This window comes from Paraburkholderia sp. EG286B (genome assembly GCF_040965655.1).
GTDB lineage: Bacteria > Pseudomonadota > Gammaproteobacteria > Burkholderiales > Burkholderiaceae > Paraburkholderia.
In genome coordinates this window covers 415,005-427,821 of record NZ_JBFRCF010000002.1, presented here as the reverse complement: position 1 = coordinate 427,821, position 12,817 = coordinate 415,005, and the positions used below count along the sequence as shown (strand labels likewise).

Here is a 12,817-nt window from a genome sequence, read left to right as displayed (position 1 = left end):
CACGCCGCTGGCGGCGTCATTCTGGCGTCGATAGAATCGACGCGAGTCTTAACGAAAGCGCCACGCCAGAACAAGGAGCCGCAGATGGACCTGATCATTCGCCGCGCGGTGCTCGCGCATGCGCATCCCGCCGGGTATCCCACGGTGGATATCGGCATCGAGGGAGGGCGCATTACGGCGGTCGAGCCGCAGCTCACGACGGCGGCGCACGAGGAGATCGATGCCGCGGGTGCGCTCGTGAGCGCGCCGTTCGTCGATGCGCATTTCCACATGGACGCCACGCTTTCGTATGGCCTGCCGCGTGTGAATGCATCGGGCACGCTGCTGGAGGGCATCGCGCTCTGGGGCGAGCTCAAGCCGCATCTCACGCAGGAGGCGCTCGTCGAACGCGCGCTGCAGTACTGCGACTGGGCCGTCGCGCGCGGGCTCCTCGCGATCCGCTCGCACGTCGATGTATGCGACGCACGGCTGCTCGCGGTCGAGGCGCTGCTGGAAGTGAAGCGCCGCGTCGCGCCGTATCTCGATCTCCAGCTCGTGGCGTTTCCGCAGGATGGCGTATTGCGCAGCCCCGGTGCCTTCGACAATCTCAAGCGCGCGATCGCGATGGGCGTGGACGTGGTGGGCGGCATTCCCCACTTCGAGCGCACGATGGCGGAGGGCGCCGAATCGGTGCACCTGCTCTGCGAGTTCGCCGCCGACAAGGGCCTGCGCGTGGACATGCATTGCGACGAATCCGACGACCCGCTCTCGCGCCACATCGAAACGCTCGCGGCGCAGACGCACCGGCTGGGCATGCATGGGCGCGTGACCGGCTCGCATCTCACCTCGATGCATTCGATGGACAACTACTACGTGAGCAAGCTGATACCGCTCATGCGCGAGTCGGGTGTCGCGGCAATTGCGAATCCGCTCATCAACATCACGCTGCAAGGGCGCGCCGATACCTACCCGAAGCGCCGCGGCATGACGCGCGTGCCCGAGTTGTTGGCGGCAGGCGTGACCGTCGCGTTCGGCCACGACTGCGTGATGGACCCGTGGTACAGCTTCGGCTCGGGCGACATGCTCGAAGTCGCGCACATGGGCCTGCATGTCGCGCAAATGACGGGCACCGACGCCTCGCGCGCCTGCTTCGACGCGGTGACCGTGAATGCCGCGACGATCCTCGGCCTCGAAGGCTACGGCGTGGCGCCCGGTTGCGCGGCGAACCTCGTGGTGCTCGACGCGCGCGATCCCGTCGAGGCGATCCGGCTGCGCGCGGCGCGGCTCGCGGTTGTGAGCCGGGGCACGGTGGTGAGCCGGCAACCCGCGCAGCGCGCGGCGCTTGCGCTCGAAGGGCGGCCGCAAAGCGTCGATTTCAGGCTGCATCGATAAAACGCGCGGCAATAAAAAACCGCGCATGGGTTGCCCACCCATGCGCGGTTTTCGTTCGGATCGCTTACGAGCGAGTCACGTGGTCATTGCTGTGCCGGCGGCTGCTCCATGCCGTTGTGGCGCAGCAGCGCGTCGATGTTCGGCTCGCGGCCGCGGAAGGCCTTGAACGATTCCATCGCCGGGCGGCTGCCGCCCACTTCCAGGATTTCCTTGCGGTAGCGCGTGCCGGTCGCTTCGTCGAGCACGCTCGACTTCGCGGCTTGTGCGGCTTCCTCGAAGGCGGCATAGGCATCGGCGGAAAGCACTTCGGCCCACTTGTAGCTGTAGTAGCCGGCTGCGTAGCCGCCCGCGAAGATGTGGCTGAACGTGTTCGGCCAGCGCGAGAACGGTGCCTGCGGAATGACGTGGTAGCGCTCGTTGATCTCGCGTGCCAGGTCGTTCGCGCTCTTGCCCTTCGAAGCGTCGAAGTCCACGTGCAGCGCCATGTCGAACATCGAGAACACGATCTGGCGCAGCGTGCCGAGACCGCTCTGGAAGTTCTTCGCGGCAAGCATCTTGTCGAAGAGTTCGCGCGGCAGCGGCTTGGCCGTCTCGACGTGCGAGCTCATTTCGCGCACCACGTCCCATTCCCAGCAGAAGTTTTCCATGAACTGCGAGGGCAATTCGACGGCATCCCACTCCACGCCGTTGATGCCCGACACGCCCAGTTCGTCCACCCGCGTGAGCATGTGGTGCAGGCCGTGGCCGAACTCGTGAAAGAGCGTAATGACTTCGTCGTGCGTGAAGCACGCAGGGCGGCCGCCGACCGGTGCCGAGAAATTGCACGTGAGGTACGCGACGGGCGTTTGCACGTCATTGCCTTCGAGCTTGCGGCGCGAGCGGGCGTCGTCCATCCATGCGCCGCCGCGCTTGCCTTCGCGTGCATAGAGGTCGAGATAGAACTGCGCGACGAGCGTGCCGTCCGCGTTTTCCACGCGGAAGAAACGCACATCGGGATTCCACACCGGCGCGGTGTCCGGGCGGATGCGCACGCCAAACAGCGTTTCCGTGACCTTGAACAGGCCCTGCAGCACGAAGTCTTCCGGGAAGTACTGCTTCACTTCGTTTTCCGAGAACGAGTAGCGCTTCTGGCGCAGGCGCTCGGCGGCGAACGCCATGTCCCACGGCTCGATCTGCGTGAGGCCCAGTTCGCTCGCGGCGAATTCGCGCAGCTCTTCCCAGTCCTTTTCGGCGTGCGGGCGCGCGCGCGTGGCGAGGTCTTCGAGGAAGCTCATCACCTGGGCCGGCGTTTCCGCCATCTTCGGCGTCAGCGAGACTTCGGCGAAGTTGTTGTAGCCGAGCATCTTCGCTTCTTCGGCGCGCAGCTTCAGTTGCTCCTCGATGATCGCCGTGTTGTCCCATTCGGCCTTGCCGCCGCCGTAGACGGGGCCAAGCTCGGACGCGCGCGTGACGTAGGCGCGGTACATCGTCTCGCGCATCGCGCGGTTTTCGGAGTACTGCAGCACCGGGAAGTACGAGGGGAAGTGCAGCGTGAACTTCCAGCCTTCCTTGTTCTCGCGCTCGGCGGCTTCGCGCGCGGCGGCGATCACGTCCTCGGGCAGGCCCACGAGATCAGCTTCAGTCGTGGCGTAGAACGCGTAGCCGTTGGTCGCGTCGAGCACGTGGTCGGAGAAGGCTTTGGCGAGCGCGGCCTGGCGCTCCTGCAGCTCGGCGAAGCGCGGCTTCTGGTCTTCGGGCAGTTCCGCGCCGGAGAGGCGGAAGTCGCGCAGCGAATTGTCGAGGATCTTCTTGCGCTCGCCCGAAAGCAGCTCGAACGAGTTGTGGTTCGTGATGGCCTTGTACTTCTTGAAGAGCTCGAGATTCTGGCCGACGCTCGACCAGAATTCGGTCACGCGCGGCAGGTTCTCGCCGTGGGCGGCGCGCAGTTCCGGCGTGTCGGCGACGGCGTTCAGGTGGCCGACCACGCCCCAAGCGCGCGAAAGCGGCTCGCTGGCGCGTTCGACCGGTTCGACCACGTCGCTCCATTGCGCGGGCGTCATGGGTTGCGCGGCGCGCTCGACCGCGGCCTTCGCGTTCGCGAGCAGGACGTCGAGCGCGGGCGTTACGTGCTCGGGGCGGATTTCGCCAAAGCGCGGCAGTCCGGTGAAGTCGAGGAGCGGATTGTCGGAGGGGGTAGTAGCCATGATGCTTCCTGTTCCTGTCTGTCGCGGGTTAGGGGACCGGGGGCGCGGCACTCGCGCCCGATAGCCAGAGTATTGGGGCGCCAGGCGCGCTTTCCAACCGGGTTATCCGAGCAAATTAACAGATGTCGGGGGGCGGTGCCGCAATCGCGGCTGCGCTCGTACACGCGGGCGGCGCCGCAAAAAGAAAGCGGCCCGTGGTGGGCCGCTTCGGAAAATGTCATGCTGCGACGCGTCGCAGCGCGTGGCTTACGCGCCTGCCGCGCGCTCCGCGGCTTCGATCGTGTTCACGAGGAGCATCGTGATGGTCATCGGGCCGACGCCGCCCGGCACCGGCGTAATGAAGCCGGCCACGTCCTTCAGGCCCGCGAAATCGATGTCGCCGCAGAGCTTGCCGTTGTCGTCGCGGTTCATGCCCACGTCGATCACGGTCGCGCCGGGCTTGACCATGTCGGCGGTCAGCACGTTGCGCTTGCCTACCGCGGCGACCACGATATCGGCGTCGCGCGTGTGCTTCGCGAGGTCGCGCGTCTTGCTGTGGCAGATCGTGACCGTCGCACCCTTTTCGAGCAGCAGGAGCGCCATCGGCTTGCCGACGATGTTCGAGCGGCCGATCACCACGGCGTTCGCGCCTTCGAGCGGGATCTTGTACTCCTCGAACATCTTCATCACGCCATAGGGCGTGCACGGGCGAAAGAGCGGCTGGCCCGTCATGAGCGCACCCGCGTTGGCGACGTGAAAGCCGTCCACGTCCTTTTCGGGCGCGATGGCCTCGATCACCTTGTGGCTGTCGATGTGCTTGGGCAGCGGCAGCTGCACGAGAATGCCGTTGATCTTCGGGTCGCGATTCAGCTCGTCGATGCGCTTGAGCAGATCGGCTTCGGAAAGCGACTCGGGATAGCGGTCGTACGACGAGTAGAGGCCGTTGTCTTCGCAGGCCTTGACCTTGTTGCGCACGTAGACTTCGCTCGCCGGATTGTCGCCGACCAGCACGACGGCGAGTCCCGGCTGATGGCCGCGGGCGGTGAGGGCGGCGGCGCGCGTGGCGACCTCCGCACGCAGTTTCTTGGAGAGGGCGTTGCCGTCGATGATAGTGGCAGTCATGGTCGGTCGGGGTCGAGAGTGGGCAATGCGGGCTCTGTTCGGGCTCGTTTTGGCGCGAGCGCTGGCGCGCGTGGGGCGGGCGCCATTCGAAGGCCGACATTATACCCGCGCGGCGGGCGTGCTCCGGCCTGAGCGGACGATGGAGGAGGGAAGAGGGGCGCGGCGAGATGCCGTCGGCAGCATTCGCGCGGCGTGGCGCGCGAATGCTGCCGGAGAAAGACGCACGCTTACTGCTGCGCCTGTTGCGGCTTGTTGGAGAGCGCGAGACGCAGCAGGTCGGCGACCGTGTTGACGTTGAGCTTCTCCATGATGTTGGCGCGGTGCGCCTCCACCGTCTTGATGCTGATCCCGAGGTCGTCGGCGATCTGCTTGTTCAGGCGGCCCGCGATGATGCGCTCGAGCACCTGGTGCTCGCGCGCCGTGAGCTTGCCGAGGCGTTCGGCGGCCGCGCGCTGTTGCTGCACGTTGGTGCTTTCGTTGCGCGCCTTGTCGAGCATGCGCTCCACCAGCTTGCGCAGCTCGGCTTCGTCGAAGGGCTTCTCGATGAAGTCCATCGCGCCCTTCTTCATGGTCGAGACGGCCATCGGCACGTCGCCGTGGCCCGTCACGAAGATGATCGGCAGCGAGGCGTTTTCGGCGATCAGACGTTCCTGCAGTTCGAGACCGCTCATGCCTTGCATGCGCACGTCCAGAATCATGCAGGCGATTTGCCCGGCCTGTTGCGCCGGCTGGTACGCCTCGAGGAACTCCTCCGCGCTATTGAAGCACTGGACGCGGTAGCCGTTCGCTTCGAGGAGCCAACGCAGGGAATCTCGTACGGCCTCGTCGTCATCGACAACAAAGACGGTTTCCTGGGTGGTGACTGGGCTGTTCATGGCTCTCCCGTAACGGTTTGTGGAGTCGGTTCGTCGGTGTTCCGCGAGAGGGTGTCCGATTCGCCGATAGGCAGACTGCAATGGAACGTTGCGCCGCTGATGTGGCCGTCGGATTCGACGTTGTTGACCACCCAGAGACGCCCGCGGTGCGATTCAATAATGGAGCGGCAGATGTTCAGGCCCATGCCCATGCCGTCCGACTTGGTGCTGTAGAAGGGCTCGAAGAGGCGCTCGGCCGTGGCTTCGTCGACGCCGGGGCCCTGATCGACCACGCTGATGCAGACGTTGCCGCCTTCGCGCTTCACGATCACGCGGATCACCGGGTCGATCGCATTCGGGCGCGCTTCGGCCATGGCTTCCGCGGCGTTCTTCAAGAGATTGACGAGCACCTGTTCGATCAGCACCGGATCGACGTAGATCACGGGCATGCGCGAGCGCATGTCGGTCACGATGCGGATGCGGCGCTTGCGCGCCTCGATCTCGGCGAGGCCCACTGCGTCGGCGACGATGTCGGCCACGCGCGTGGCCTGGCGCTTGGGCTCGGAGCGCTTCACGAACTCGCGGATGCGCTTGATGATCATGCCCGCGCGCACGGCTTGCTGCGCCGTTTTCTCGAGCACGGGTAGCAGGTTGTCGGGCGCGGCACGGCCCGACTTCACGAGCGCGACGGTGCCCGAGGCATAGTTGTTGATCGCGGCGAGCGGCTGGTTCAGTTCGTGCGCGAGCGACGAGGCCATTTCGCCCATCGTCATCAGGCGGCTCGTGAACTGGAGCTTCTCGTCCTGCTGGCGGGCCAGTTCCTGCGCCTGCTTGCGCGTGGTGATGTCGGTCGCGATCTGCATCTGCGCGAGGTGGCCGTCCACCCACTGGATGTACTGGCGCCGCACTTCGAACCACTTCTGGATGCTTTCGACGTAGACCTCCTGCGCGTCCGCCGTGCTCTCGGTGAGCGCGGTGGCGGGCAGGCCGGCGAAGGCGTCGACCATGTCGATCGAGTCGGAAGAGGCGCTCGCCGAATCGAAGCCGCCGCCGCCCGCGAGTTCCAGATGGCCGTCCGGGCGGATGCCGAAGAGGTGGCGGTAGTAGCGGTTCGCAAACAACAGTTCGGCTTCGTCGGCGGCGAGCACCGAGACGGCGGCGTCGAGGCTTTCGAGCACGGTGGTGAAGCGCTCGTGCGCGGCGGCGAGTTCTTCGCGTGCGCGCTTGGGCTCCGTGATGTCGGTCATCGACGACATCCAGCCGGTCTGGCGGCCCGAGCTGTCGATGAGCGGCGAGACATAGAGCCGCGCGTGGAACTGCGAGCCGTCCTTGCGGCGCACGCGCAGTTCGAACCCCGAGGAGGGCGCCTTGCCGCGCAGCGTCATGTCGAGCTGGCGCTGCATTTCGGGGTAGGCGTCGCGCGGCCAGTAGGGGAACGGTGCGTTCTTGCCCACGAGGTCGCTTTCGTCCCAGCCGGTCATGCGGCAGAACGCCGGGTTCACGTGCGTGATGCGGCCGTGCATGTCGAGCACGCGCATGCCGATCAGCACCGAGTTTTCCATCGCGCGGCGGAAGAACGCCTCCGCGTAAAGCGCCTGCTGTGCCTCGAAGCGCTGCCGCGTGTGCTTCCAGAGGCTCCAGAGGCTCCACAGCACGAAGCACGACAGCCCCGCGACCAGCCACACGAGCGTGTTGTTCGTGAAGTTGGTCATCTGCGGATACGAGTACACGCGTACCGAAACACCCTGGCCAGGCGGGTCGAGCGGCAGGTCGTAGTAGACGTCGCGCGGCAGGCGCGGGCGCGTCGAGGTGGTGGCGAGCTCGCGGTTGTTCGCGTCGAGAATCGAAATCTTGTACTTGGCCGACAGCTCGGGCGGGATGTCGTGCTTCAGGATGCCTTCGACCGAAAACACGGCCGCGATCGACCCAAGAAATTCACGATCGCGGTATACCGGCGTTTGCAGCGTGATGTAGCCGTTACCGACGTCGTCATAAATAAGCGGCGAATACACCTGGCGGCGCGTGGCGCGCGCTTCGGCGAAAGCGGCCTTCACGGCCTCGTCCATTTGCGCGTCGTTGGGCTTCGCCAGGCGCTGGCCGAAGACCGGCATCGCCGTGTTGGGCCAGCGCGGCGCCTCCTGGCTCGTGTACCAGTTGAGATAGAGGATCTCCGGATGGCCCTGCATGATGTCCGTGGTGGACGTCTGGAAATACTGCGGATCGCTGTGGCCCGCGGCGAGGTCGCGAGCGAGCGCCTGCAGCTGCTCCTGCGCGCCTGTCATGGATAGCCGGATCTGCTGCTGGGCCCATGCGACGTTGCGGTAGAGCGTGTCTTCCTGCTGCTGTTGCTCGCGGCGGTTCAGGCTCCACAAGATCAGGCTCATGACGATCAGGAACACGAGGATCGACAGGAGCGGCGTCAGCAAATAGGAATTCGACCACCAGGGTCCGTGGTGCCAGCGGGATGGCGACGACTCGCCGGGCGTTCCGGGCGGCCGCGCCGAGCGTGCGAAAAGCCGTTCGGTCAACATGGCAAGGATTGTAGCTCAGCGTAAGACACGGAAATGCCGCGAAAAAAGCCGTAAATCGCCGATAAACAGGTGCAAACTGGCCGTTATCGGCGCAGGGGCGCGAACGATTAAGCATGCGCTGCACCAATTTTTCACATTATAAAACCACATCTCGCAATTCGAAAATTTTGTTGCGCAATGGTCAGGGGGGTCATTACAATCGCCCCGAAGCTGCTGCGGTTGGCCCGGTCACGTCTTAAGCGTCGCCGCCCGCATGGTCCGATCAACAGCGTTGCCCTACATCCAGGAGACGAGCATGTCCGCTGTACCCGACGAAGTCCTCAAGTACGTTGCCGCCGACAAGGACGAGGATCCCCAGGAAACCGCCGAATGGCTTGAAGCGCTGGACGGCGTGATTTCGACTGTCGGCCCTGATCGCGCCCACTACCTGATCGAAAAGCAGATCGAATTCGCCCGTGTGCACGGCGAGCATCTGCCGTTCTCGGCGAACACGCCGTACATCAACACGATCCCCGTTGCCAACCAGGCCAAGAACCCGGGCGACCAGGACATCGAACACCGCATCCGCTCGTACACGCGCTGGAACGCCATGGCCATGGTGCTGCGCGCGGGCAAGCACACGAACGTGGGCGGCCACATCGCTTCGTTTGCATCGGCGGCCACGCTTTATGACGTCGGCTACAACCACTTCTGGCGCGCGCCCTCGGCTGAGCATGGCGGCGACCTCGTGTTCGTGCAGGGCCACTCGTCGCCGGGCGTCTACTCGCGCGCGTTCCTGCTCGGCCGTCTGACCGAAAAGCAGCTCGACAACTTCCGCCAGGAAGTGGGTGGCGAGGGCATCTCGTCGTACCCGCACCCGTGGCTCATGCCGGACTTCTGGCAGTTCCCGACCGTCTCGATGGGTCTCGGCCCGATCATGGCGATCTACCAGGCGCGCTTCATGAAGTACCTGCAGGCGCGCGGCATCGCCAGGACCGACGGCCGCAAGGTCTGGGCCTTCCTCGGCGACGGCGAAACGGACGAGCCGGAATCGCTCGGCGCGATTGGCATGGCCGGCCGCGAGCGTCTGGACAACCTCGTGTTCGTCATCAACTGCAACCTGCAGCGCCTCGACGGCCCGGTGCGCGGTAACGGCAAGATCATCCAGGAACTCGAAAGCGAGTTCCGCGGCGCCGGCTGGAACGTCGTCAAGGTCATCTGGGGCAGCCGCTGGGACGCGCTCTTCGCACGCGACAAGTCGGGCGCGCTGATGCGCCGCATGATGGAAGTGGTCGACGGCGAGTACCAGACGTACAAGTCGGAGTCGGGCGCGTTCGTGCGCGAGCACTTCTTCAACACGCCGGAACTGAAGGCGCTGGTCGCCGACTGGTCCGACGACGACATCTGGAACCTGAACCGCGGCGGCCACGACCCGCACAAGATCTACGCGGCGTTCCACGAAGCTTCGAACTCGAAGGGCCAGCCGACCGTCATCCTCGCGAAGACGATCAAGGGCTACGGCATGGGCGAAGCCGGCCAGGCCATGAACATCACCCACCAGCAGAAGAAGATGCAGGTGGATCAGCTCAAGAAGTTCCGCGACCAGTTCCGCCTGCCGATCACGGACGAGCAGATCGTCGACGTGCCGTACCTCACGTTCGAGGAAGGCTCGAAGGAACTCGAGTACATGCGCCAGAAGCGCATGGACCTCGGCGGCTACCTCCCGGCTCGCCGCCAGAAGGCCGAGTCGCTGCCGGTGCCGGCGCTCGACGCATTCGAGCCGTTGCTCAAGGGCACGGGCGAAGGCCGCGAGATCTCCACGACGATGGCGTTCGTGCGGATCCTGAACATCCTGTTGAAGGACAAGGCGCTCGGCAAGCGCGTCGTGCCGATCGTGCCGGACGAGTCGCGTACCTTCGGTATGGAAGGCCTGTTCCGCCAGATCGGCATCTGGAATCAGCAAGGCCAGAAGTACGTGCCGGAAGATTCCGACCAGCTGATGTTCTACAAGGAATCGGAAACCGGTCAGATCCTGCAGGAAGGCATCAACGAAGCCGGCGGCATGTCGGACTGGATCGCAGCTGCGACGTCGTACTCGACGCACGGCGAGATCATGATCCCGTTCTACATCTTCTACTCGATGTTCGGCTTCCAGCGTATCGGCGACCTGGCCTGGGCAGCGGGCGACATGCGTTCGCGCGGCTTCCTGCTGGGCGGGACGGCGGGCCGCACGACGCTCAACGGCGAAGGTCTGCAGCACGAAGACGGCCACTCGCTCCTGTGGGCCGCTTCGGTGCCGAACTGCGTCAGCTACGACCCGACGTTCGGCTATGAACTCGCGGTCATCATGCAGGACGGTCTGCGCCGCATGGTGCAGGACCAGGAAGACGTGTTCTATTACGTCACGGTGATGAACGAGAACTACGAGCACCCGGCGATCCCGCAGGGCGAGAGCGTGGCGGCCGACATCATCAAGGGCATGTACTCGTTCAGGAAGGCCGACGCGAACGCCAAGGCGCCGCGCGTTCAGCTGATGGGCGCGGGCACGATCTTCAACGAAGTGATCGCCGCCGCCGACCTGCTGAAGAACGACTGGGGCGTCGAAGCCGACCTCTGGAGCGTGCCGAGCTTCACCGAACTCGCCCGCGAAGGCCACGAAGTCGAGCGCTGGAACCTGCTGCACCCGAGCGAGCCGCGCCGCGAATCGCACGTCGAGAAGCTGCTCAAGGACACGCAAGGTCCGATCATCGCTTCGACCGACTACGTGCGTGCGCTGGTCGACCAGATCCGCGGTCTGGTGCCGCGCAAGTTCGTGGTGCTCGGCACCGACGGCTTCGGCCGTTCGGATACGCGTGAGAAGCTGCGTCACTTCTTCGAAGTCGATCGTTACTGGACGACGGTTGCAGCGCTCAACGCGCTCGCAGACGAAGGCAAGATCGAGCGCAAGGTGGTTGGCGAGGCGATCGCCAAGTACAACCTCGATCCGTCCAAACCCAACCCGATGACCGTCTAACCCATCACCCCTGTGCATGGCATGTGCGCCTCCCCGAAACGGGGAGGCGTGTCGTATGCGGCCCCGGAGACACTAACAATGAGTCAAGCGATCGAAGTCAAGGTGCCGGACATCGGCGATTACAAGGACATTCCTGTGATCGAGGTGCTGGTGAAGGCGGGCGATACCGTCGAAAAAGAGCAGTCCCTCGTCACGCTCGAGTCGGACAAGGCGACCATGGACGTGCCGAGCCCGGCGTCGGGCACGGTCAAGGAAGTGAAGGTCAAGGTCGGCGACAACGTGTCGGAAGGCTCGCTCGTGCTGGTGCTGGACGGCGCCGGTGCAGGCGCTGCGCCCGCCGCTCCCGCGCCCGCCGCGAAGGCAGAGAAGGCCGCTCCTGCCGCCGCGCCCGCGTCCGCGCAAGCGGCTGCGCCGGCACCCGCTGCAGCGCCCGCCGCGAGCGGCGGCGCGCAGTCGGTCAAGGTCCCCGACATCGGCGACTACAAGGACGTGCCGGTCATCGAAATCGGCGTGAAGGTCGGCGACCGCGTCGAGAAGGAACAGTCGCTCGTCACGCTCGAGTCGGACAAGGCGACCATGGACGTGCCGAGCCCCGTAGCCGGCGTCGTCAAGGCAATCAAGGTCAAGGTCGGCGACAACGTGTCGGAAGGCACCGAGATCGTCGTCGTCGAAGCAGAAGGCGCCGCGGCGCCCGCCGCCGCACCGGCTGCGAAGCACGTCGAAGAGCCGTCGGATGCGCCCCAGCAAGCGCCGGCCAAGGCCGCGGCCGCCGCACCGTCGGCACTCGCGCAGGCGCCGATCATTCCGGCAGGCGAAGGCGGCTCGCGCCGCCCGAGCCACGCCTCGCCGTCGGTGCGCAAGTTCGCGCGCGAACTCGGCGTGGACGTTGCCCGCGTGACGGGTACGGGTCCGAAGGGCCGCATCACCCAGGAAGACGTCACCGCGTTCGTGAAGGGCGTGATGACGGGCCAGCTCGCAGCACCGGCCGGCGCTGCCGCCGCACCGGCTGCGGGCGGCGCGGGCCTGAACCTGCTGCCCTGGCCGAAGGTCGACTTCACGAAGTTCGGCCCGATCGATACGCAGCCGCTGTCGCGTATCAAGAAGATCTCCGGCGCGAACCTGCACCGCAACTGGGTCATGATCCCGCACGTCACGAACAACGACGAAGCGGACATCACCGACCTCGAAGCGCTGCGCGTGCAGCTGAACAAGGAAAACGAGAAGGCGGGCGTGAAGTTCACGATGCTCGCGTTCGTCATCAAGGCCTGCGTCGCGGCGCTCAAGAAGTTCCCGGCGTTCAATGCGAGCCTCGACGGCGACAACCTCGTCTTCAAGCAGTACTACCACATCGGTTTTGCCGCCGACACGCCGAACGGCCTCGTCGTCCCGGTGATCCGCGACGCGGACAAGAAGGGCCTCGTCGACATCGCGAAGGAAATGGCCGAGCTCTCGAAGCTCGCGCGCGAAGGCAAGCTCAAGCCGGACCAGATGCAAGGCGGCTGCTTCTCGATCTCGTCGCTCGGCGGCATCGGCGGCACGCACTTCACGCCGATCATCAACGCACCGGAAGTGGCGATTCTCGGCCTGTCGAAGAGCGCGATGAAGCCCGTGTGGGACGGCAAGCAGTTCGTGCCGCGCCTCACGCTGCCGCTGTCGCTCTCGTACGATCACCGCGTGATCGACGGTGCAGCCGCCGCGCGCTTCAACGCGTACCTCGCTTCGATCCTCGGCGATTTCCGCCGCGTGATTCTGTAAAACCGATCTGACCGGCTCGCGCCGACGCGC

The 12,817-nt window shown here is 65.4% G+C and carries 7 protein-coding genes; 3 read left to right on the top strand and 4 right to left on the bottom strand.

Annotated features, from left to right (window positions below; all coding sequences use genetic code 11):
- Positions 1 to 84 precede the first annotated feature (84 nt).
- Positions 85 to 1,371: an amidohydrolase family protein gene (locus AB4Y42_RS05290; RefSeq protein WP_368693560.1), complete on the top strand. Its 1,287-nt coding sequence runs from the start codon at positions 85 to 87 to the stop codon at positions 1,369 to 1,371.
- An 83-nt stretch (positions 1,372 to 1,454) separates the two neighbouring features.
- Here AB4Y42_RS05290 and AB4Y42_RS05285 read toward each other — a convergent pair whose 3' ends face one another.
- From AB4Y42_RS05285 to fixL, 4 genes are all read right to left on the bottom strand, one after another.
- Entirely contained in the window at positions 1,455 to 3,554 is a 2,100-nt protein-coding gene (locus AB4Y42_RS05285; protein ID WP_368686225.1) for a M3 family metallopeptidase, read from the bottom strand.
- Positions 3,555 to 3,800: 246 nt separating this feature from the next.
- Entirely contained in the window at positions 3,801 to 4,655 is an 855-nt protein-coding gene (gene folD / locus AB4Y42_RS05280) for a bifunctional methylenetetrahydrofolate dehydrogenase/methenyltetrahydrofolate cyclohydrolase FolD (protein WP_368686224.1), read from the bottom strand.
- Positions 4,656 to 4,882: 227 nt separating this feature from the next.
- Entirely contained in the window at positions 4,883 to 5,530 is a 648-nt protein-coding gene (fixJ, locus tag AB4Y42_RS05275) for an oxygen response regulator transcription factor FixJ (protein ID WP_042264842.1), read from the bottom strand.
- Complete coding sequence (fixL, locus tag AB4Y42_RS05270) at positions 5,527 to 8,040, bottom strand: oxygen sensor histidine kinase FixL (RefSeq protein WP_368693559.1); 2,514 nt, start codon at positions 8,038 to 8,040, stop codon at positions 5,527 to 5,529. Before fixL ends, fixJ begins: the two co-directional genes overlap by 4 nt.
- 295 nt (positions 8,041 to 8,335) lie before the next feature.
- On the opposite strand from fixL, the gene aceE reads away from it, so the two are divergent.
- Positions 8,336 to 11,032, top strand: coding sequence for a pyruvate dehydrogenase (acetyl-transferring), homodimeric type (gene aceE / locus AB4Y42_RS05265; RefSeq protein ID WP_368686222.1), 2,697 nt, complete (start codon positions 8,336 to 8,338; stop codon positions 11,030 to 11,032).
- Positions 11,033 to 11,110: 78 nt separating this feature from the next.
- Positions 11,111 to 12,787 (top strand): dihydrolipoyllysine-residue acetyltransferase, encoded by a 1,677-nt coding sequence (aceF, locus tag AB4Y42_RS05260; protein WP_368693558.1) that lies wholly within the window; start codon positions 11,111 to 11,113, stop codon positions 12,785 to 12,787.
- Positions 12,788 to 12,817 lie beyond the last annotated feature (30 nt).